The following is a 21,808-nucleotide window of genomic DNA, read 5'->3' on the forward strand; positions in this document are numbered from 1 at the left end:
CGAGACAGCTGGGGGACGTATGGCGATCGTCATTGAGACGCGCGCGCAGGAAAAGCAACGCAGGGGCGACGACGAGCGATCCCGCCACGGCGATCAGGCGCTCGCTCCGGTCTATCAGATCGCTCAGGCGCGAACACGCGCGGAGGTTCTTGCGCTTCAGGGCGCACCGACACCGGCACCGACACCGATATCCACGCCGGACCCCGTTTCGCTGCCCGAGGCGCTCGATCCGGGTCCGTCGTTGCCCGCGGCGGCGCCGTCCGCCCCCTCCGCTGACCGCGAGCCGGTCGATAGCCGGCTCGAGTTCGCCTCGCGCGCCGACCAACGCGCTCTGCGCACCAACGCATACGACCAGCACGCCGCGGCGCGCAGCGGCCCGACCCCGGTCATGACGCTCGTCGTCATCATCGCGACGATCGGCATCCTGCTCTACTCGACGTTCCTGCTCAGCCCCGCGCAGCGCGGTGATCCGATCCCGTACACGATGGTGATCATCGCCGAGTCGATTCTCGTCTTCCACGCCCTGCTGTCGATGTGGACGATTCTCTCCGGCGCTCGTGAGCCCCGCAGCTTCGCGTTCCACGACGCGGCGGCGCGGCTGCGCGGACCGGATGACCGGCTGGTGCTCGACGCACGCCCCGTCGACATCGACGTGCTCATCACCGCCTACGGCGAAGACCTCGGCGTCATCCGCCGCACGGTCACGGCAGCACTCGCTATCGAAGGCCGCCACCTGACATGGGTGCTCGATGACGGCCACTCCGACGAGGTGCGCGCGCTCGCCGCAGAGCTCGGCGCGCGCTACGTCCGCCGCCTCGAGTCCCACGGGGCGAAGGCCGGAAACATCAACCACGCGCTGACGCTCGCGAAGGGCGACTACTTCGTTGTGCTCGATGCCGACTTCGTTCCCTCGCCCCGCTTCCTGATCGAGACGCTGCCGTTCTTCATCGAAGAGAAGGTCGCGTTCGTGCAGACGCCTCAGGTGTACGGCAATCTCCACACGGTCATCGCGCGGGGTGCGGCGTACATGCAGAGCGTCTTCTACCGCTTCGTGCAGCCCGGTCGCAACCGATTCAACGCCGCGCTCTGCGTGGGCACGAACGTCATCTTCCGGCGGAGCGCGATCGACGAGATCGGCGGCCTCTACACAGACTCGAAGTCCGAGGACGTCTGGACCACGCTGACACTGCACGAGAACGGCTGGCGCTCGGTCTTCATTCCCGACGTGCTGGCGATCGGCGATGCCCCCGAGACGGTGGAGGCCTACAGCAAGCAGCAGCTGCGCTGGGCGACGGGCGGGTTCGAGATCCTGCTCCGGTACAACCCGTTCAGCCCGAAGCGCCGCTTGACGATGGATCAGCGCATCCAATACCTCGTCACAGCCAGCTTCTACCTGACCGGAATCTCGCCGCTGTTGCTCCTGCTCGTCCCGCCGCTCGAGATCTACTTCGATCTGCGCCCCGTCACCATGGAGCTGAGCGTCGCGACCTGGGCCCTGTACTACGCCGGTTTCTACGTGATGCAGGTCTTGTTGGCCTGGTTCGCCGTCGGTTCGTTCAAGTGGGAGACACTCACCCTCGCGACGGTCTCGTTCCCGATCTACACCAAGGCGCTCGCGAACGTCATCACGGGCAAGGATGTCGGTTGGCATGTGACGGGTTCGTCGACGAGACGTTCCCCGTTCAACTTCGTTCTGCCGCAGATGATGTTCTTCGTCTTCCTGGCCCTGACGACCGTCGTGGCAATCTGGCGAGACACACAGAACGAGACGTTCACGCTGGCCACCGCGTGGAACGCGACCAACACCCTCATCTTGGGCGCCTTCCTGATCGCGGTTTCCCGCGAGTCGCGCTGGATCAAGCGTCAGGAACCACGCGACCTCGCAAGCCTCGCACCCGTCTTGCCACCGATCGCGCGGACCGTCGTCTCACGTCCGAGCGGCGCAGCATCCGTCCGCCCGTCGGCCGTTGCACCGGCGCCGGAGCGCGCCAGACGACCGGGCGCGGATCTTCCGGTCCTGGTGCCGCCGGCTCTTCTGAGCCCGGCCGCGGCACCCGGGAAGACCACGCCGAGTTCCATGCCGTCAACGACCGCCGCGGTGCCCCGCACACGCGCCGAGGCCCGCCGAGCGCGCGCCGAAGCACAACTCGTCGGTGCCGGCATCGGTGCTGCAGCTGGAGCTGACCGATGACCTGGGGCAACAGGCTGCGCCTCGTCGCTGGACTGATCGTCACGTTCGCGATCGTCGCGGCCCTCACGCTGGTGTTCAACCAGCGCCAGCACCACGCGCAGAGCGCGAGCGCCATGCTCGTGTCGCAGCGTTATCCCGTCGGAACCGACTTCGGGGGCATCGTCATCGACCAGCTCGTCGAGGAAGGCGACAACGTCGTGGCGGGGCAGCCGCTCTTCACCGTGCGCAGCCTCGCCCTTCAACGTGATCTCGCCACCGCGGACGGTGACGCGGGCGCGGTCACCACGACCGCCGATATCGACGCGGAGGGCACAGCCACGCTCGTCTCCACCGTCGACGGCGTCGTCTCGTCCGTGGACGTTCCGCAGGGCGGATACGCGCAGGCGGGCGGCGTGCTCGCAACCGTCGACCGCGCCGGCAGCCTGTTCGTCGAGGCCCAGTTCGTCCTCACCGCGCGCGACTATGGCCGCATGGAGGTGGGGAGCAGCGTCGACCTCCGCCTACCGAATCAATCCACCCTCACCGGTGAGGTGACCGCCATCCAGGTCACCACGGTCGACGGTCAAGCTCTCTCGACGCTCCGGATCGAAAGCGACGACCTCACGGGCGCGTTGACGACGGGGCCGTTCCAGCCCGGTACTCCCGTCGAGGCGACCGTCGAGCTGCGCGACGACGGTCCGCTCGCCGGCATCACGGATGCCGTCAGCGACCTGCTGCGAAAAGTCGGCCTGTGACGCACGCGCTTCGCCGCGGCGGGCTCGCCGCGGCGAAGATCGGCGTGCTCGTGGCGGTGCTCGTAGCGGGACTGACTGCGTGTTCTCTTGTTTCTCCCGACGATGCATCCTCCGGCGAGGCGAACGGCGAAGCGGGCGCCAGTGCTGCCGGTTGGGGGCCACTCCCCGAACGCGAGCTGGCCACGGGCGTCACGATGCGTCTCGCCGACGGCGACGTCCCTCCGACGAACCGCTGGTACTCCGGCCTCGTGTTCGGTGACGAACCGACGGCCGTCTACCCGTACCCGCTCGCCTTCCGCGCCACGGGCTCGACGTTCTCGCTCGAACTGCCGGATGTCGCGGTCACCGCGACGACGATCGCGGCATCCGCCGGCGAAGGTCTGGCAATCGCGACCGAGGGTACGTCTTTCGTGGCCACGCGGTACGACCCGGTGTCGGTGACACTGGAGTACGGGGATGACGGCGGAGCGGTCGGCGAGGTCACCATCGCCGAAGGATGGCCTGTCGTGGGGTTTACCGCGGCGCGCGACACGGCCCTCTCCGCACCGACACCACTCGTCGCTGAGAGCGCGGGCACCTGGAGCGTGACGGCGAACGGACGAACCTATGGCGTGTTTGCGCCCACGGCCGAGGTGGACGGCTCGAGCGTGCGTCTTCGCGGCGGCGACAGCGCGCAATGGTTCGCGGTACCCGCGGACTCGACCATCGAGGCATGGGCGGACGCGCTGGGTGAGCCGATCGCCGGGGTCGAGACATCCTTCACCCTCGAGGACGAGACCGTCACCACCCGGATGATCTACGCCGACGAGGGATCGACGATCCTGGTGCCCTCGCCCGGACACCACGTCGACGATTCGTGCGGCCTCGGCACCTTCGACACGGCGTACGGAACGGCCATAGCCTGCGCAACCGCCGAACTCAGTCAGAGCGTGCCGCGACTGACACCCACCGCGTCCTTCGATCTGGGCGGCGCCGACGCGGAGGCGCGCGCAGAGATCGTCGTCGCCCTCCGCGAAGACCTGGCCGCTACGCCCCCGCTCCCCTCCGATACCTACGGCGGCGGCAAGGCCCTGGCGCGGATAGGCTCCCTCGCCTTGCTCGCGCAGAGCCTCGGCGAAGAGGACCTGGCTCGAGAGGGCGCAGACCGCCTCTGGACTGAAATGGCGGAGTGGATGGACCCGGCGGGCTGCGACGTGCGCGAAACGCGCTGCTTCGTATACGACCCGACGCTGCGCACCGTCGTCGGGTTGACGCCCTCGTTCGGCTCGGAGCAGGCCAACGATCACCACTTCCACTACGGATACTTCCTGTCGGCGGCTGCGGCGCTTGGCACGCTCGAGCCGGACCGGATCGAGACCCTGCGCCCGGTGATCTCGGCGCTCGCCGCGGACATCGCCGCGGGCGACGACGCCGCCCTGCCCTCCCTGCGACACTTCGACCCGTACCGCGGGCACTCGTGGGCTTCCGGGCTCGCGCCGTTCGCCGACGGGAACAACCAGGAGTCGTCCTCCGAGGCTGTCATGGCCTGGAACGCTCTCGGGCTCTGGGCTGAGGTGACGGGCGATGACGCTCTGCGGGATCAGGCGACCTGGATGCTGTCGGCCGAAGCTTTTGCCGCGCGAACCCTGTGGCTCGAACCCGACCTGTCCGGCATCCCCGGCGCCGCCGACTTTGCGCACGGCATGGTGTCGCTTACGTGGGGTGGCAAGCGCGACTATGCGACGTGGTTCAGCGCCGAGCCATCCGCGATCCTCGGAATTCAGCTGATCCCGGTGTCACCGATCGGGTACGCGTATCTCGGCGAGAATCCCGGGCGCGTCGATCTCAACGTCGCCGAGGCGGGCGGCGCGGAGGCCTTCGACGGCGCCCTGGGCGACTACGTGCTCGCCTACGCCGCACTGGGCACGGGCGACGCGGCGGCCGAGGCAGCCGAGGCTCTCGCCGCGCTCCCGGACTCCGCTATCGATGCCGGCAACGCGCGCTCCCTCCTGCTGGCGTGGCTGGCGGCGATCCCCGGCTGAGGGAGGAATCGCCCTGGTGGTGATGCGTCCTGCCCATCGCCCGCGGGGGTAATGTGTCGGTCGTGAGCACCGGAGCCATCCCCACGCAAGCGTTCTCGATGAAGAGCCCGTTCGGGCGCAGGGCGGTGGCGCTGTCGATAGCAGCGGCCGTCGGCGGCTTTCTCTTCGGCTTCGACTCCTCGGTCATCAACGGCGCTGTCGCCTCGATCGAGAACCAGTTCGGCCTCAACGATGTCGTGACGGGCTTCGTCGTCGCGATCGCTCTCCTGGGCTGCGCTTTGGGCGCGGTGTTGGCGGGCGTCCTGAGCGACCGCTGGGGTCGCCTGCGGGTCATGATGGTCGGCGCCGTGCTGTTCTTCGCGAGCGCGATCGGCTCGGGACTCGCCTTCAGCGCGATCGACCTCACCGTCTGGCGTTTCATCGGCGGCCTGGGCATCGGCATCGCCTCCGTCGTCGCGCCCGCCTACATCGCCGAGGTCGCTCCTCGGCAGATCCGTGGCACGCTGGGTTCCCTCCAGCAGTTGGCGATCACGCTCGGCATCTTCGGCGCCCTGCTCTCCAACGCCGTTCTCGCGGGAGTTGCGGGTGGCGCCTCGTCACAGTTGTGGTTCGGGCTCGAGGCGTGGCGGTGGATGCTGCTCGTAGAAGCCATCCCGGCGCTCGTCTACGGTGTGCTGGCGTTCACGATGCCGGAGTCCCCCCGCTTCCTCATCGCGAAGGGCCGCTACGACGAGGCGCGCGCGGTGTACGCACGACTGGTGCCCGAGGCCGACCTCGAGCAGACCATGCGCGAGCTCGACCAGAAGATCCAGGAAGACAAGAAGTCGCGGGGCGTATCGCTCCGCGGCAAGGCGCTCGGTCTCCAGCCGATCGTCTGGACCGGCATCATCCTGTCGGTCTTCCAACAGTTCGTCGGCATCAATGTGATCTTCTACTACTCGACGACGCTGTGGTTGGCCGTGGGCTTCACCGAACAGAACTCGCTGCTGATCGGTGTGATCACGTCCGTCACCAACGTCGCGGTGACGATCGTGGCGATCGTCCTGGTCGACCGCGTCGGGCGCAAGCCGATCCTGATGACCGGGTCGGTGCTGATGGCGGTCTCGCTCGGGACGATGGCCCTCGCGTTCGCCTTCGCCGAGACGGTGGATGGAGAAGTGTCGCTTCCCGGCGCGTGGGGACCGATCGCCCTGGTCGCCGCGAACCTCTTCGTGATCGGGTTCGGTGCTTCGTGGGGCCCGCTCGTGTGGGTGCTCCTCGGTGAGATCTTCCCGAGCCGCATCCGTGGCAAGGCGCTCGGCGTCGCGGCGGGTGCGCAGTGGATCGCGAACTTCCTCATCACGGTGAGCTTCCCGGCGATGTCCGGATGGTCGCTGCCGATCACGTACCTGATGTACGCGGTTTTCGCGGCACTGTCGTTCTTCTACGTTCTGTTGCGCATCCCCGAAACCAAGGGCATGGAGCTCGAGCAGACCGAGACCCTCTTCACCGCGGCGGCCGACGATCGCGCGGCCGCGAAGGCTGCCCGCGCGCGCTGACGTTTCGACTCGGTCGCTACGCGTCCTCACTCAACGACCGGCCCAGCCTCGGTCACTACGCGTCCTCGCTCAACGACCGGCCCAGCCTCGGTCGTTGAGCGAGCGCAGCGAGACGAAACGACGAGTCAGAATTCGCCGTACACAGCGAGGGTGTTCGACGCGAGCTGAGCGCAGAGCTCGTCGACGTCCACCGCGAGCTCGGCAGCCATGAACCGAACCGTGACCGGAATCAGGTACGGCGCGTTCGGGCGGCCTCGATGCGGTACGGGGGTCAGGAACGGAGCATCCGTCTCGACCAGGATCCGCTCGCGCGGGGTGACCGCAAGGGCGTCGCGCAGGTTCTGGGCGTTCTTGAACGTGACGTTGCCCGCGAACGAGAGGTAGTAGCCGCGCTCCGCGGCGATTCGCGCCATGACGTCGTCGCCCGAGAAGCAGTGGAACACCGTGCGCTCCGGTGCACCGACCCGCTCGAGGGTCTCGAGCACGGCTTCGTGAGCATCACGGTCGTGGATCTGCATCGCGATATCGTGCTTCTTCGCGAGCGCGATATGCGCCTCGAAACTCTCGAACTGCGCCGGCAGACCCGACTCGTCGGTGCGAAAGAAGTCGAGCCCGGTCTCGCCGATCGCGCGCACACGGGGCTGCTCGGCGAGTTCGTCGATCACGCCGATCGCCTCGTCGAGCCGGCCGGCCGCCGCGTACGCGGGAGCCTCGTTCGGGTGGATCGCGACGGCGGCGAGCACGCGCGGGTGCGAAGCTGCGGCCCAGGCTGACCAGCGGCTGGATTCGATGTCGCCGCCGGCCTGCACGACCCCGATTACACCGACCTCGACGGCGCGCTCGAGCTGTTCGTCGAGGCTCATGCCCTCGCCGTCCTGGATCTCGAGGTGGCAGTGGTTGTCGTAGACCGCGACGTTCAGCGGTTCGGGAGCATCCGGGTACCGGATGTCGCGGCGCCCCTCTTGCGTGCGCTCTCGCACGTACTGTGACGGGTCGCTCACACGCTCTGCTCGACGCGCGGAAACAGGGGCGCGAGACCATTGACGCTCGCGCCGGGACGGAGGACGCCCCAGGTTCCCGCTTCGCGGATCGGCTGGTCGCGCAGACGGCCGATGCTCTCGGCCGCGCCGAGCGCGATCCAGAGCTTCTCGGTGGACTCGGGAGTGACGGGCGAGAGCAGCACAGCGAGCGCGCGCAGGCCCTCGGCGGCCGTGTACAGCACGGTGCCGAGGCGCTCGCGTTGGGCGTCGTCCTTGGCGAGAGCCCACGGCTGGTTCTCGGTGATGTAGAGGTTGAGCGCGTCGACGATCGTCCAGATCGCGGCGATCGCCTCGTCGATGCGGAACCGCTCGATCGCGGCGTCGGCGGTGGCCGCGGCATCCGCGACGATCTTCTGCACGGCGAGATCGCCCTCGGTGTACTCGCCCGCGGGCGGCACGACGCCGGCGAAGTACTTCTCGATCATCGCGATCGAGCGCGAGGCGAGGTTGCCGAAGCCGTTCGCGAGCTCGGCCTGGTACCGCGCCGACAGGTCTTCCCACGAGAACGACCCGTCCTGCCCGAACGCGATGGCCGAGAGGAAGTAGAACCGATAGGCATCCGAGCCGAACACATCCGTGATCTCGGTGGGCGCGATGCCCGTGAGCTTCGACTTCGACATCTTCTCGCCGCCGACGAGCAGCCAGCCGTGTGCGAACACGCCGCGCGGCACGTCGAGCCCAGCGGCCATCAACATGGCGGGCCAGATCACGGCGTGGAAGCGCAGGATGTCTTTTCCGACCACGTGGTACGCCGGCCAGCGGCGCTCGAACGTCTCGGGATCCGCGCCGTAACCGACCGCCGTTGCGTAATTCAGCAGCGCGTCGACCCACACATAGATGACGTGCGAGGCATCCCACGGCACCTCGATGCCCCAGTCGAACGTGGAACGCGAGATCGAGAGGTCCTTCAGCCCGCTGCGAACGAACGAGATGACCTCGTTGCGCGCCGACTCGGGGCGCACGAAGTCGGGCTCGTCGCGGTAGAGCTCGAGCAGCCGGTCGGCGAACTCGCTGAGCTTGAAGAAGTAGTTCTTCTCTTGCAACAGCTCGAGCGGCTTGGAGTGGATGACGCAGACCTTGAGCCCCTCGAACGGGCCGGTGCCGTCGACGATCTCGGACTCGGGCTTGAATTCCTCACACCCGACGCAGTACAGCGCCTCGTACTCGCCCGCGTAGATGTAGCCGCGATCGTAGATCGCCTGCAGAAACGTCTGCACACGGGTCTCGTGGCGCTCCTGCGTCGTGCGGATGAAGTCGTCGTTCTCGATGTCGAGAGTCTCGAGCAGGGGGAACCACGACTCGGTGACGAGCTTGTCGACCCACTCCTGCGGGGTGGCGTTGTTCGCCGCCGCCGCGCGGATCATCTTCTGACCGTGCTCGTCGGTGCCCGTGAGCATCCAGGTGTCATCGCCCGCCTGGCGGTGCCAGCGCGCGAGGGCGTCGACCGCCACCGTCGTGTACCCGTGCCCGATGTGGGGCACGTCGCTCGGGTAGTAGATGGGGGTGGTGATGTAGAACGAACGGCCGGAAGTCACCCGTTGATTCTAGGCGGGACGGATGCGGCGGCTCCGCGGTGTGACGACAGCCGGGGCAGCGGGCCACGCCGTGGCACTCAGCCGGCGATGGCCGTCAATGCTCCGCCCGCGACAGCGCGCGCCACATCGGGTTCGACAGGTGCGACCAGCGCGATCCAGACATCCTCCACGAAAACGTAGACGAGCTGGTTGATGGATACTTCGTCCGAGAACGTCGAGGTGAAGGCCAGCTCGCCGCCGATCGTCGTCTCCGTATAGAGGGTCGAGGTCCGCAGCCCGTCGATGAGCGCGCTCTGCGCCCCGGCGCTGGTGCGGAAGACAAAGAGCGGGAGCGTGCTCTCCCACACGTCTTCGATCCACCACAGGCACGCCAGCGTTTCGTCGGCCCCCGCCGCTGTCTCGCGAGCGAGGGGTCCGGGTAGCGCCTCGAGCGAGGGCACCGTGGGCGCGAGGTACTGTTTCTGCCCCGTCAGCTCGCTGAGTTCGGCATCGGTCAGCACGTCACCGCAATCATCCGACACAGCGATCGCCGCGTCCGACGGAGTGGGTGACACGGAAGCGGATGTCTCGACAGTCGGCATCCCGCCCGGGCCCGCGTCACCGGGCTCAGGGACGCATCCGGCGAGGAGCAGTCCGGTAATCAGAAGGAGGGCGACCCCACCCCGGCGGCTCATGCGGGCCACGTTACTTCGGCTTCGCGTCGGACTTCGGCTTCGCGTCGGACTTCGCACCCAGGGCCGCCTGATACAGCTCGCGCGAGGCGTGTCCGGTAGCGGCAGCGACCTCGGTACACGCATCCTTCATCCGTCCGCCTGCGGCGACGAGTTCGAGCACTTGGGCGACGGCCTCGGCGAGCGGGGGCCTGGCGTTCGAGGCCCCACCGACCACGATGACGCACTCGCCGCGCACGCCACCCTCGGCCCACTCCGCGAGCTCGGCGAGTCCGCCGCGCTTGACCTCTTCGTACATCTTCGTCAGCTCGCGGCACACGGCGGCGGGGCGATCGGAGCCGAAGACACCGGCCATGTCGGCGAGGGTCGCGGCAATGCGGGACGGGGCCTCGAAGAACACCATCGTGCGAGGCTCACGCGCGAGCGCCGTGAATGCCGAGCGGCGCTCACCCTGCTTGCGCCCGGGAAAGCCCTCGAACGTGAAGCGATCTGTCGGCAGCCCCGCCACGGCGAGCGCCGTGAGCACAGCACTCGGTCCGGGGAGCGCCGTCACCGTCACGCCCCGGGCCGCCGCCTCGGCGACGAGACCGAACCCCGGGTCGCTCACCGTCGGCATGCCCGCGTCGCTCAGGACGAGCACGTCCTGCTCGGCCGCGAGGTCGATGATCTCGGCGGCGCGCTGCTTCTCGTTATGGTCGTGCAGGGCGATCAGCCGGGGGCGGTTAGTGATGTCGAGGCCCGCGAGCAGACGCTGGGTGGTGCGGGTGTCCTCGGCGGCGATGATCGTCGCGGCCTCGAGCGCCTCGACCAGTCGACGCGAGGCATCCCCGAGGTTTCCGATCGGGGTCGCGGCGAGGATCAGCATCCGGTCAGTTTCGCACCCTTACTCAGCACACCCGTAAATCTGAAAGGAACGACGCCCCCTGAACCGCCCGACACGCCGCGTTTGCGGGCCGCCGACCCCCTTCGTTCCTTTCAGATGTACGTAGGCCCGTTGCGCCGGACATCACCGTCGGCGCCCATAGGCTTGTCGCGTGCAGCCGGCCAGCGACCTCGACCCCGAACGCACCGGCCCCACCCCCACCGACCCGCTGCTGCCCCTCGCGCGCCCCACGGTGTTCGAACGCACGGTGTTCGAACGACTCGGGCTCTGGCTCCAGACCCGACCCGCGGTCGGTGGGCTCTGGCACTGGCTGGCACCCGCCCTGGTGACGCTGCTCGCGGCGGTGCTGCGTCTGTTCAACCTGGGACATCCGCACGCGCTGGTCTTCGACGAGACGTACTACGCGAAGGATGCCTGGACACTCTCCCGACTCGGCTACGAGTCGAAGTGGCCCGACGGAGCCGACACAGCATTCCTCGCCGGCGACACGATGGGCTTCCTCACGGATGGCAGCTTCGTCGTGCATCCCCCGCTCGGCAAGTGGCTCATCGCACTCGGCTATGGCGTCTTCGGCGCGGACACGGCCTGGGGATGGCGCTTTGCGGCCGCCCTTGCGGGTACCGCGGCCGTGCTGGTCTTGATTCTCATCGCCCGCCGCCTGACGGGTTCGACCGTCTGGGCCTGCATCGCCGGACTCCTTCTCGCCGTGGATGGGCTCGGGATCGTCCTCGGCCGAGTCGCTCTGCTCGATGGCTTCCTGATGCTCTTCGTGCTGCTGGCGTTCTGGTTCGTCCTGATCGATCGCGACAGGGTGCAGACCCGAATCGCGCTCGCAGCATCCGGCGACGACCCTTCGAGCTGGGGACCGGTGCTGTGGTCGCGTCCGTGGATCCTGGCCGCCGGCGTTGCGCTCGGTGCCGCGACCGCAGTGAAATGGTCGGGCCTCTACGTCCTGGCGGCGCTGGGCATCTACCTCATCGTGATCGATGCCCTGGCACGACGACGCGCCGGGATCCGGCGGTGGCTTCCGGATGCCGCGCTCCGGCAGGGGCCCGTGACGTTCCTCCTCTTCGTACCGGTAGCGGCCATCGCCTACCTGACAACCTGGACCGGTTGGCTGGTCACCGAGGGCGGGTATGACCGCGATTCGGATGCGAATCCACTTCTCGCGCTCGGGAACTATCACCAGGCGATCTACAACTTCCACGTGGGCTTGACGAGCGGGCACTCGTACGCCTCTCCCGCCTGGCAATGGCCGCTGCTCCTCCGCCCGACGTCGATGTACTGGCAGAAGACCGACGCGGGCGTGGATGGATGCGACATGGCGGGCGGCTGCGTGCAGGCGATCTCGAGCATCCCGAACCCGCTGATCTGGTACGCGGGAGTCGCCGCGATCGTGTTTCTCGCGGTGCGTCTGATCTGGCCGGGCGCTGGACGCTCACGCGACTGGCGGGTGGCGTTCGTGCTCACGGGAGTTGCGGCGACATATGTGCCCTGGCTGCTCTACCCCGAGCGCACGATCTTCCAGTTCTACACGATCGTGATCGTGCCGTTTCTGATCCTCACCCTCGTGCTCTCGCTGCGCCGGATAGCTGGGCCATCGGATGCGCCGACCGACCGACGCACGAGCGGTCAGGGCGCGGTCGCGGCATTCCTGCTCGTTGCCGTTGCTGTCTCGGTGTTCTGGTATCCGCTCTGGACGGCCATCGAGGTGCCCTACGAGTTCTGGCGTTTGCACAACTGGATGTTCAGCTGGATTTGATCCGCGTGTCGGGTCCGGCCGTCCGCGGAGAATTAGGTAGCTTGCCTAGTAACTATCCGTTCTATGCACTGTGCTCTACGCACGTCGCATGTGCGCTCCGGGAGGGTCAATGGCACTCGTCGAACCGCCCATCGCGCCGTCACGGATGCGCACGGTGTGGGTATCGGTCGGGCCCGGTCTGATCGCGGGCAACCGCGGCGGGAACTTCCTGGGTTGCATCGACGAGGTGCTCGGGGGTTTTGTCGCGACCGATGCGCGGGGCGAGCCCGTCGGCCGCTATCTCGAGCTCAGCGACGCCAAGGCGGCACTCGGACGCCGCTCGAGCGAAACCTTGATGCGCCGCCAGCCGCGCATGGCGCGTCTGGGCTTGACGGCCGCGACCGGCATGGGCGTCGTCGCACTGAGCGTCGCGCTCGCGGCGGTCGTTCTGACAACATTCCGCTAGCACGCCAAGTATCTCGTTTATTTAGCTAAATACGGGAGCTAATCTGCCGTAGGCTGTGGGCTTCGCACGTTCGTCCATCGCTGAGAGGGGGCCCGCCGTGCCCGCCGACGCCCCCAGCGACCCACTCGACGCGCTCCACGACCTCGAGGCGGCACTGGCGAGCGAAGAACGCGAGTTGCGCGGCATCCTGAGCTTGGGTACCAACGACATCGTCGTCCTGCGCCTGTTGCTTGCCGCCGAGCAAGCCGACGCGCTCGTGCGGCCGAGTGAGATCAGCCGCACGCTCGCCATCTCAACCGCGGCGACGACGGCGCTCATCGACCGGCTCGAGTCCCGCGGGTACCTGGCACGCCGGCCCCACGAATCCGACCGCCGCAGCATCCGCCTCACCGCGACGATTCCGGATGACTCCCCCGTGCGCGCCGCCTTCGCCACCTCGCGCGGGCACCGCGCGGACGCGCTCGGCGGCCTCCAGCCCGAGCATCGCGATGCCGTCGCCTCGGCGTTCCGCCGGCTCAGCAGCGCCATCGCACCGAGCGAGTAGCGACTCTCAGTCCGACAGATCCCGCGGATCCGTCGTCGGAAGCCGGCAGACGAACGCCCGACAGTCGTATGCGGTCGGCCGCCCGTCACTGAGCGCCTTGCCCTCGAATAAGGAGAATCCCGCGCCCGCGAACTGCGCTGCTCGGTGCACCGGCACGATCGCCACCACGTCGGCGGTGGCGGCCCGCGCCGCACGCGCGAGGGGGTCGTCGATGTCATCCGAAACGACGACGATCTGTCGCGGGGCCGCCGCCAATCCCCCCGCGACGGCGAGCAGCGCACCGTAGCCGAGCGGCCGGCCGAACGCCTCGGCGACCCGTGAGGCAACGATTCCGGATGCTCGGGCACGATACTCCTCGCCCGCCCCGAGCAGCCAGAGGTCCAGGCACGCTCCCGCGATCGCCGCGTCACCCGAGGGCTCATCGCCATCCGATCCTTCGCCCGCCGCGGTGATCCCCTGCGCGGTCAGCACGGAGTCACCACCGCCGGGCGCCCGCACGGCGTGGGTTTCGGGATCGACACACAGATCGACGAGTGTTCGCGCGGCCACGGCGTACGCCGGCTCGGCCGCCGCGACCGAGAGCGCCAGCAGGCCCGATGCGAACTGGCCGTAGTCGGCCAGCACGGCCGGGGCGCGCGAGGGGATCTCATCGAGCGAGGCGCGGACGAGCGTGCCGTCCGCGCGCAGGTTGTTCTGAATGACGTCCTCTGCCGCGCGCGCAGCCGCTTCTATCCAGCGCGGCTCACCGAGGCGGGCTCCGGCACGGGCAAGCGCACCGATGGCCAGGCCGTTCCAGCCCGTGACGACCTTCCCGTCGACGGCGGGCGGCGACAGGCGTGCCCGGCCCGCGGCATCCTGTGCGTAGTACCCGCCCTCGCTCCGCTGACCCTCGATCACGGATTCGGAGTCCTGGGCGGCGCCGAAACCACCGGATGCCTGCTGCAACACATCGATCAGGAACGAAGCGATACCCGCGGCCACGGCGTCCTCACCCGCGCTGACGGAGGCGTCGAGCAGCTGCGCGTTGTCCGTGAGCATGCGCTCGTAGTGCGGCACCGACCAGTCGCGGCGCGTCGCGTAGCGGAAGAATCCGCCCTCGACCGTATCCCGCAGCGGCGACGCGGCCATCGTCTGGACGGTGCGCGCGGCGAGCGCTGCCGCCTCGGGTTCGACCTGCGCAAGGCCCAGTGCCTGCAGAAATCGGAGGACCGTTGCGATCGGAAACTTCGGGGCCTCCGCTGCGCCACCCGAGATGAAGCCCCCGTACGCCGGGTCTTCCGCCGCGGCGACCGCGCGCGCAGCACCCGCGAGATCCTCGAGCGTCGGAAGCGACCCGTCTACCCCGTGCGCCGCGGTGCGCAGAGCGTCGGCGATCGCAGCCGCCGTCCCTTCGACCTCGTCCCGCCGCTCGGTCCACGCCTCGAGAACCGCCGTCAGCACGTCGCGAAAGGCCGGAACCGGGGGCCGCGCCTCGGGCGGGTAATACGTGCCCGCATAGAAGGGGACGCCCGTCGGGGTCGCGAAAACGGTCAGCGGCCAGCCGAGGTGCGGCGTGAATGCCGCGGCCGCGGAGAGATAGGTGGCGTCGACATCCGGATGCTCCTCACGATCCACCTTGATGGCGACGAAACCGTCGTTCAGTTGCGCCGCGATCGCCTCGTCCGAGAAGGACTCGCGCGCCATGACGTGGCACCAGTGGCACGTCGAGTACCCGATGGACACGAGAACGGGCACATCCCGCCGCGCCGCCTCGGCAAATGCCTCGGGCCCCCAGGGGTACCACGCGACCGGATTGCCCGCGTGCGCGCGGAGGTAGGGACTGCGTGAGTCGTCGAGGCGGGAGGTCATCCGCTCTCCTTCCCGATCGATCCGTTCGTAATTCAGTCTCGCGGGTGGCGCCGACTCCCGTTCGGCCCGTCATTCCGGGCCGCGGACTCCGAGCCAGACCTCGCGGGACTGAATTGCGAACGCCCGCGAGGCCCACCCGGACCCGGCAGGCTAGTTGACGTCGTTCGGGTGCGCGCTCACTCGACCCGAACCATCGCCCGCGTCCAGCGCGTCGATCGCGTCCATCTCGGCATCCGAGAGCGCGAAGTCGAAGATGTCCGCGTTCTCGCGCAGTCGCTCGGAGCGGACGGACTTCGGGAAGACGATGAAGCCCTTCTGAATGTGCCAGCGCAGCACGACCTGGGCCGGGGTCTTGTCGTGAGCGACGGATGCCTCGTGCACCGGTGCGAGCCCGAACAGGTCGTATTTGCCCTGGCCGAGCGGTCCCCATGCCTCGATATGCATGTCGTTCTGCTCGCCCCACGCGACGATCTCGCGCTGCTGGTGTGCCGGGTGCAACTCGATCTGGTTGACGGCGGGAACCTCGCCGGTCTCAGCCACGATGCGGTCGAGGTGCGCGATCTCGAAGTTCGAGACGCCGATGCTTCGCGTCAGCCCGGCATCGCGCAGCTCGATGAGCTTCGACCAGGCATGGACGTAGTTGTCGGCCGCCGGGGTGGGCCAGTGCACGAGGTACAGGTCGACGTGCTCGAGTCCGAGCTTGTCGAGGCTCTCGCGGATAGCGGCGTTCGGCTGGTCACCGTCGTGGCGGTCGTTCCAGAGTTTGGTGGTGATGAAGAGTTCGTCGCGCGGGATGCCGGAGCCCGCGATCGCGGCACCGACGCCCTCTTCGTTGCCGTAGATCGCGGCGGTGTCGATGTGCCGGTAGCCGATGGACAGCGCCTCGGACACCGCCCGCTGGGTGTCGCCCGCGGGGACCTTGAAGACGCCGTAGCCGAGCTGGGGGATGTCGTGGCCGGAACGGAGTGCGATGGTGGGAATCGTCATCGCCCCAGCCTAGAGAGCGCGCCGACCTCGGGCACGGGGTTGACGGAGCAGGACCAGAGCCCTATCGAGGACCGAGCGGCGGCGGCGCCTCGAGACCGTAGATGTGCACGGCACCGGGACCGCCCGCGAAGAACGTGTCGAGCGTTGGTGGGGCCGCCACCGGCACCACGGTCACGAGGTCATCGGCGAACCGCGCGAGCTGAGCATCCGTCGAACTCGGCGAGCGCCCGTCGTCCCCCGCTGCGGCGCTCACAACGCCCGCGAGCTGCGTGTGCGCGCGGTAGCGCGGGTTGGCCGGATCGACATAGTTGCCGTAGGCGCTCCGCACCCCGAAGACCGCTCCGGAGCCCGCGGGCAGGATGCTGTCGCCAACCGCGAGCTGACCGTCGACGTTGAACGCGAAGCCGCCCGCGGCTGACGCGATCGATCCGGGCGCGAGGGTCGCACCGCATGACGGCACGATCTGGATGTCGATCCCGCCATCTCCGTGGGGCCAACGCGTGCGCGACATCGCGCCGCGCAGACGAGCATCGGCGTGATCGAGGCAGATTTCAACCGCGATGTCGGTCGCGCCGCCGGCATCCGTCCCCAGCCGCACGATCGCGTGAGCATCGAACGGGGCGCGCTTGAGGTCGCCGGCCGAGAGATCGACATAGGGATGCGCAGACATCTGCTCGGTCACGACGTCTTCGCGGCCGGTGACGTCCCAGAGCACGAGGTCCTCGGCCGAGTCGAAGACCTTATCGGTCGTGGCGGCGTGAGTGGCAAACGTCGCGCCCGCCGAGCCGAGCGGGGTGGCGCTCACGATCAGCGCGCGGTTGCGCACCTGGACGACCGGATGCGCGTGGCCCCACTGCAGGTAATCCTCGATCATGTCGAAGACCTTCGCGGCGTCATCCCCCGCGGCCTGACGGTAGCGGTGTGCGAGGTCGGCGACGACACCGTTGCGCACCGTGGTCGTGGCGCGCGAGAACACCTCGCGCGGGTCATCCGCGGCCGCGGTGACCGCGGTACCGAAGACGAACACCCAGTTCGGGTAGTCCTCCGGCGGGAACTCCGCGGTCAAACGCTCGAGGATGTGATCGACGGGGTCGGGCGCGCCCGTGGCGTGGAGGTACGGGCCCTGTCGCCCGTGCCAGAAGAACTCGGGGGCGACGAAGACGTTCAGCACGTCGGTCTCGCCCGTCGGCAGTGCATCGCGGGCCGCGTGCACGGCCGCGCGCATGACGGAGAGCCTGCCCCCGACATCCGCCGCCACGTCGCCGAGGCCGAGGTAGGTGCCGCCCATCGCGGACCCGCGGTCGGGATTGCCGAGGGGCACGATCATGGCCGGGGCGGTCGGAATCGCGTATCCGATGAAGCGCACACGCGCGAAACCCTCCGAGCCCATGCGGTCATCCTAGGGTCGCGCGACCGGCGCGCGCCCGCAACCCTCGGCTGACAGGTGCCCTCGCGTCATACGATGGAGGGCTATGCCCGCGCCCATTCCCGTGATCTCGTTCCCGCCGGAGCTGCCCGTCAGCGCCGCCCGGGAAGAGATCGCGCGCGCCATCGAGGGCAACCAGGTCGTGATCGTCGCCGGGGCAACCGGGTCGGGCAAAACGACGCAGCTGCCCAAGATCTGCCTCGAGCTCGGTCGCACGCGCATCGCGCACACGCAGCCGCGCAGGCTCGCGGCCCGCACGATCGCCGAGCGCATCGCGGAAGAACTCGAGGTGCCCCTCGGCACCCTCGTCGGGTACAAGGTCCGATTCACCGACAACGTCTCCGACCAGACCCTCGTCGCCCTCATGACCGACGGCATCCTGCTGAACGAGATCCACCGCGACCGGCTGCTGCGCCGCTACGACACGATCATCATCGACGAGGCCCACGAGCGCAGCCTCAACATCGACTTCCTGCTCGGGTACCTCACGCGGATCCTGCCGGAGCGGCCCGACCTCAAGGTCATCGTCACATCGGCGACGATCGACCCGCAGAGCTTCGCCGCACACTTCGCGGATGCCTCGGGCACACCCGCGCCGATCGTCGAGGTGTCGGGCAGGACGTTCCCGGTCGACATCCGGTACCGCCCTCTCGTCGGCGAGGTCGAGGACGACGTTTCGTCTCGCGCCCTCGGCGCTCGCTCAACGTCCGACGAGCCCCCGGTCGTTGAGCGAGCGCAGCGAGACGAAACGACGGCACCGATCGACGAGCGCCCCTACGACGTCGAGGGTGACGAGGTCGCGGGCATCGTCGCGGCGCTCCGAGAACTCGACCGCGAGGCGCCGGGCGACGTGCTGGTGTTCCTGCCGGGCGAGGCCGAGATCCGCGACGCCGCCGACGCCGTCCGCGGTGCCTACGCGCAGGGCGCGGCCCCGACAGAGGTCCTCCCCCTCTTCGGGCGCCTGTCGTCGGCCGACCAGCATCGCGTCTTCGAACCCTCGCGCGTGGCCGGCGTCCGCCGCCGCGTCGTTCTCGCCACGAACGTCGCCGAGACGAGCCTGACCGTGCCCGGTATCCGGTACGTGATCGATGTCGGGACAGCTCGGATGTCGCGCTACAGCAACCGCGCGAAGGTGCAGCGCCTGCCGATCGAGGCCGTGTCGCAGGCATCCGCGCAGCAACGCTCCGGCCGTGCCGGACGCACGAGCGCCGGCATCGCGATCCGCCTCTATGCCGCCGACGACTTCGCGAAGCGCCCCGAGTACACCGAGCCCGAGATCCTGCGGACGAGCCTCGCCTCGGTCATCCTGCAGATGCTCTCGCTCGGCTTCGGCGACATCGAGGCGTTCCCGTTCCTCACCCCACCGGACTCCCGCGGCGTCAAGGCCGCGCTCGATCTGCTCGGCGAGCTCGGCGCCGTGGAACCCGGGAAGGGCGCCCCGCGCCTCACGCGCATCGGACGCGACATCGCGCGGATGCCGATCGACCCGCGCTTCGCCCGCATGCTCATCGAGGCGCAGCGCACCGGCGCGATCGCCGAGGTTCTGCCGGTCGTGGCCGGGATGTCGATCCAGGACGTCCGCGAGCGCCCCGAGGAGCGCCGCGAAGAGGCCGACAGGCTGCACGCGCGCTTCGCCGACCCGACGAGCGACTTCCTCGCGCTCCTCAACCTCTGGAACCACCTGCAAGAGGCACAGCGCGAGAACGGATCGAGCGCGTTCCGACGCCTCTGCAAGGCCGAGCACCTCAACTACGTTCGCGTGCGTGAGTGGTTCGACGTACACCGGCAGATCCGGTCGCTGGTCCCTTCGACAGGCTCAGGGACCGCTGGGCGCGAAGGTGCCCGTTCCGGTCGCGAAGGTGCCCGTTCCGGGCGCGAGAGTGCCCGTTCCACGGACACGGACGAACAGGCCCTCGACCCCGCCGCGATCCACCGCGCGATCCTCGCCGGTCTGCTCTCGCATATCGGCCTGATCGACGAGCGCGCCACGCAGAAGGGCGCCACCCCCGCCCGCCGCGCACCGGCGCCCGATTATCTCGGTGCCCGCGGCATCCGATTCGCCATCTTTCCCGGCTCGGGGTTGCGCAAGGCCCGACCGAAGGCCGTCATGGCCGCCGAGCTGGTCGAGACGTCACGTCTCTACGCCCGCACGGTCGCCGCGATCGACCCTGCCTGGGCCGAACCCCTCGCGGGCGACCTCGCGAAACGTCAGGTGAGCGAGCCGCACTGGTCGAAGGATGCCGGGGCCGCGGTCGCCTACGAGAAGGTCACGCTGTTCGGGGTCGAGATCATCCCCCGCCGTCGCGTGCAGTTCGCCCGCATCGACCGCGCCGGGGCGCGCGAGCTTTTCGTCCGGCACGCGCTGGTCGAGGGCGAGTGGGATCCGTCGAAGATCGACATACGCCTGACGGGTTTCGCCCGCGCGAACGACGAGCTGCGCCGACGTCTCGAGCGGGTAGAAGAGCGCGAGCGTCGGCGCGACATCCTCGCCGGCGACGAGGCCGTTTTCGCGTTCTACGACGCGCACATCCCGCCCGAGGTATTCGACGTCCGCTCGTTCGAGAACTGGTGGCGTGAGGCATCCGCACGCACACCGAAACTCCTCACGATGCGCGAGCAGGACCTGCTCGAGGGCGAGGCGCGATCGGATGCCTCGGACTTCCCGACCCGCTGGACCCAGGGCGATCAGACACTCACCTTGGCCTACCGGTTCGAGCCGGGCGCGCCCGACGATGGCGTCGCGGTGGTCGTGCCGCTGGCGCTTCTCGCGAGTGTGCGCCCCGACGGGTTCGACTGGCAGGTTCCGGGGCTGCGCCCGGATCTGGTCACGGCGCTGCTGCGGGCGCTGCCGAAGTTCATCCGCCGGCACGTCGTGCCCGCGGCGGACTGGGCCGCGAAATTCGCCGACGACCTCGCGGGCGCGGGCCCCGAGAGCCACGCGGGTCTTCCGCCGACGTCGCTCGCCGCCGCGCTGGCGAAGCTCATCCAGCGCGTCGCCAACCGGCCCGTGACAACCGATGATTTCGAAATGGACAGGGTTCCCGCGCACCTGCGTCCAACGTTCCGTGTCGTGGACGAGCGCGGGCGCACGGTCGGGTCGGGGCGCGACCTGCGCGAGTTGCAAGAGACCCTGTCGGGCCGTGCGCGCGAGAGCGTCGCCACCCGTCTCGCCGCTCCACCGTCGACCGCGAGGCCGCGCCGCGGAGGGGGTCCGGCCGCGCTGGTCGAGCCGTCTCCGAGCACCGGCGCATCCGTCCGCGAACGCGAGGGAATCACCACGTGGGACCTGGGCGACCTCCCGCCCGTCGTCGACACCCGCGTCGCGGGCGGGGTCGTCCGCGGCTACCCGACACTCCTCGACGACGGCGCGAGTGTTTCGCTCCGCATCGAGACCACCCCGGATGCCGCCGAACGAACGCTGCGGGTCGGTATCCGGCGACTCGTGCTGCTCGCGGTGCCCTCGCCCGTTTCGTATGTGCAGGAGCATCTGACCGCGAACGAGAAACTCGCCCTCGCCGCCTCTCCGTACGCCTCGGCGAAGGCGCTGATCGAGGACTGTCGCGCGGCGGCAGCCGACACGCTGATCCGCACGGTTGCTCCGACCGGCGTGGTCCGCAGTGCGGAGGATTTCGCGCGCGTACGGGATGCGGTCTCGGCCGGGATCGTGGACGCGATGTTCGCCACCGTGTCGCTGACCGCCCGCATCCTGCTGACCGCGCGGAACGTCGATAAGGTCCTGCGCGCACAGAACGCCATGACACTGCTCGGTGCCCTCGGCGATGTGCGGGCGCAGGTCGCGGGCCTGATCTATCCGGGATTCGTGCTGCAGTCCGGCACCGCCCGACTGCCGCATCTGCTCCGGTACCTCGAGGGCGCACGGCTGCGGCTCGAGGAACTCGCCGACACCCCGGGTCGCGACCGCCAGCGAATGACGGAGTTCGAACGGGCGGCCGCTCTTTACGCCGAAGCGGGTGGGACGATCCCCGTGCGTCCGGATGCTTCGCCGGCCCTCGTGCACACCCGCTGGTTGCTCGAGGAGTATCGCGTCAGCCTGTTCGCGCAACGTTTGGGCACCGCGGAGCCCGTCTCGCTCCCCCGAATCACGAAGGCTCTGCGCGAGGGTTCCTGACCGTCCAGCCCGGCCACGCGAGGTCTACGCTCGAGACAGAACGCCGTCCCCGAC

General features: G+C 69.0%; 15 protein-coding genes. 8 read left to right on the forward strand and 7 right to left on the reverse strand.

What is annotated here, in order from left to right; genetic code table 11:
- Window positions 1–19 precede the first annotated feature (19 nt).
- The 4 genes from ACT9TC_RS04455 (at window position 20) to ACT9TC_RS04470 (ending at window position 6,484) form a co-directional block, all read left to right on the forward strand.
- Window positions 20–2,191 carry a glycosyltransferase gene (locus ACT9TC_RS04455; protein WP_458042214.1) on the forward strand — a complete coding sequence of 724 codons (2,172 nt, stop codon included), beginning with the start codon at window positions 20–22 and terminating at the stop codon, window positions 2,189–2,191.
- Window positions 2,188–2,925 (forward strand): HlyD family efflux transporter periplasmic adaptor subunit, encoded by a 738-nt coding sequence (locus ACT9TC_RS04460; RefSeq protein WP_458042215.1) that lies wholly within the window; start codon window positions 2,188–2,190, stop codon window positions 2,923–2,925. The genes ACT9TC_RS04455 and ACT9TC_RS04460 overlap by 4 nt, the downstream gene beginning before the upstream one ends.
- On the forward strand, window positions 2,922–4,946 hold the full coding sequence (locus ACT9TC_RS04465) for a glycosyl hydrolase (RefSeq protein WP_458042216.1): 2,025 nt from the start codon (window positions 2,922–2,924) through the stop codon (window positions 4,944–4,946). The genes ACT9TC_RS04460 and ACT9TC_RS04465 overlap by 4 nt, the downstream gene beginning before the upstream one ends.
- Before the next feature lie 98 nt (window positions 4,947–5,044).
- The gene (locus ACT9TC_RS04470) at window positions 5,045–6,484 is read left to right on the forward strand and encodes a sugar porter family MFS transporter (protein ID WP_458042865.1); all 1,440 of its coding nucleotides are present in this window, start codon (window positions 5,045–5,047) and stop codon (window positions 6,482–6,484) included.
- 125 nt (window positions 6,485–6,609) lie between these two features.
- Here ACT9TC_RS04470 and ACT9TC_RS04475 read toward each other — a convergent pair whose 3' ends face one another.
- From ACT9TC_RS04475 to rsmI, 4 genes are all read right to left on the reverse strand, one after another.
- Complete coding sequence (locus tag ACT9TC_RS04475) at window positions 6,610–7,485, reverse strand: TatD family hydrolase (RefSeq protein WP_458042217.1); 876 nt, start codon at window positions 7,483–7,485, stop codon at window positions 6,610–6,612.
- A complete protein-coding gene (metG, locus tag ACT9TC_RS04480) occupies window positions 7,482–9,059 on the reverse strand; it encodes a methionine--tRNA ligase (protein WP_458042218.1) in 1,578 nt (525 codons plus the stop codon). The genes ACT9TC_RS04475 and metG overlap by 4 nt, the downstream gene beginning before the upstream one ends.
- A 77-nt stretch (window positions 9,060–9,136) precedes the next feature.
- A complete protein-coding gene (locus ACT9TC_RS04485; RefSeq protein WP_458042219.1) occupies window positions 9,137–9,733 on the reverse strand; it encodes a hypothetical protein in 597 nt (198 codons plus the stop codon).
- Window positions 9,734–9,743: 10 nt separating this feature from the next.
- A complete protein-coding gene (gene rsmI, locus ACT9TC_RS04490) occupies window positions 9,744–10,595 on the reverse strand; it encodes a 16S rRNA (cytidine(1402)-2'-O)-methyltransferase (protein ID WP_458042220.1) in 852 nt (283 codons plus the stop codon).
- Window positions 10,596–10,764: 169 nt separating this feature from the next.
- Here rsmI and ACT9TC_RS04495 point away from each other — a divergent pair, with 169 nt between their 5' ends.
- The 3 genes from ACT9TC_RS04495 (at window position 10,765) to ACT9TC_RS04505 (ending at window position 13,364) form a co-directional block, all read left to right on the forward strand.
- Complete coding sequence (locus tag ACT9TC_RS04495) at window positions 10,765–12,375, forward strand: dolichyl-phosphate-mannose--protein mannosyltransferase (RefSeq protein WP_458042221.1); 1,611 nt, start codon at window positions 10,765–10,767, stop codon at window positions 12,373–12,375.
- 109 nt (window positions 12,376–12,484) lie between these two features.
- A complete protein-coding gene (locus tag ACT9TC_RS04500) occupies window positions 12,485–12,820 on the forward strand; it encodes a hypothetical protein (protein ID WP_458042222.1) in 336 nt (111 codons plus the stop codon).
- Window positions 12,821–12,917: 97 nt separating this feature from the next.
- Window positions 12,918–13,364 (forward strand): MarR family winged helix-turn-helix transcriptional regulator, encoded by a 447-nt coding sequence (locus tag ACT9TC_RS04505; RefSeq protein WP_458042223.1) that lies wholly within the window; start codon window positions 12,918–12,920, stop codon window positions 13,362–13,364.
- 6 nt (window positions 13,365–13,370) lie between these two features.
- Here the strand turns inward: ACT9TC_RS04505 and ACT9TC_RS04510 are convergent, their stop codons facing one another.
- The 3 genes from ACT9TC_RS04510 to ACT9TC_RS04520 all read right to left on the reverse strand — a co-directional run bounded on the left by ACT9TC_RS04510 (window position 13,371) and on the right by ACT9TC_RS04520 (window position 17,589).
- The gene (locus tag ACT9TC_RS04510) at window positions 13,371–15,212 is read right to left on the reverse strand and encodes a thioredoxin domain-containing protein (protein WP_458042224.1); all 1,842 of its coding nucleotides are present in this window, start codon (window positions 15,210–15,212) and stop codon (window positions 13,371–13,373) included.
- Window positions 15,213–15,362: 150 nt separating this feature from the next.
- Window positions 15,363–16,199 carry an aldo/keto reductase gene (locus ACT9TC_RS04515; protein ID WP_458042225.1) on the reverse strand — a complete coding sequence of 279 codons (837 nt, stop codon included), beginning with the start codon at window positions 16,197–16,199 and terminating at the stop codon, window positions 15,363–15,365.
- A gap of 61 nt (window positions 16,200–16,260) precedes the next feature.
- Complete coding sequence (locus ACT9TC_RS04520) at window positions 16,261–17,589, reverse strand: hypothetical protein (protein ID WP_458042226.1); 1,329 nt, start codon at window positions 17,587–17,589, stop codon at window positions 16,261–16,263.
- Window positions 17,590–17,671: 82 nt separating this feature from the next.
- Between ACT9TC_RS04520 and hrpA the strand changes: the two genes are divergently transcribed.
- Window positions 17,672–21,754, forward strand: coding sequence for an ATP-dependent RNA helicase HrpA (gene hrpA / locus ACT9TC_RS04525; protein WP_458042227.1), 4,083 nt, complete (start codon window positions 17,672–17,674; stop codon window positions 21,752–21,754).
- Window positions 21,755–21,808 lie beyond the last annotated feature (54 nt).

The organism is Microbacterium sp. HM-570 (genome assembly GCF_054165885.1).

Excerpts from the sequence above, each read along its gene's own strand:
- ACT9TC_RS04510 (WP_458042224.1), bottom strand. The coding sequence starts at position 15,212 with ATGACCTCCCGCCTCGACGACTCACGCAGTCCCTACCTCCGCGCGCAC.
- ACT9TC_RS04455 (WP_458042214.1), top strand. The coding sequence starts at position 20 with ATGGCGATCGTCATTGAGACGCGCGCGCAGGAAAAGCAACGCAGGGGC.
- ACT9TC_RS04485 (WP_458042219.1), bottom strand. The coding sequence starts at position 9,733 with ATGAGCCGCCGGGGTGGGGTCGCCCTCCTTCTGATTACCGGACTGCTC.
- rsmI (WP_458042220.1), bottom strand. The coding sequence starts at position 10,595 with ATGCTGATCCTCGCCGCGACCCCGATCGGAAACCTCGGGGATGCCTCG.
- hrpA (WP_458042227.1), top strand. The coding sequence starts at position 17,672 with ATGCCCGCGCCCATTCCCGTGATCTCGTTCCCGCCGGAGCTGCCCGTC.
- ACT9TC_RS04520 (WP_458042226.1), bottom strand. The coding sequence starts at position 17,589 with ATGGGCTCGGAGGGTTTCGCGCGTGTGCGCTTCATCGGATACGCGATT.
- ACT9TC_RS04515 (WP_458042225.1), bottom strand. The coding sequence starts at position 16,199 with ATGACGATTCCCACCATCGCACTCCGTTCCGGCCACGACATCCCCCAG.
- ACT9TC_RS04460 (WP_458042215.1), top strand. The coding sequence starts at position 2,188 with ATGACCTGGGGCAACAGGCTGCGCCTCGTCGCTGGACTGATCGTCACG.
- ACT9TC_RS04470 (WP_458042865.1), top strand. The coding sequence starts at position 5,045 with ATGAAGAGCCCGTTCGGGCGCAGGGCGGTGGCGCTGTCGATAGCAGCG.
- ACT9TC_RS04500 (WP_458042222.1), top strand. The coding sequence starts at position 12,485 with ATGGCACTCGTCGAACCGCCCATCGCGCCGTCACGGATGCGCACGGTG.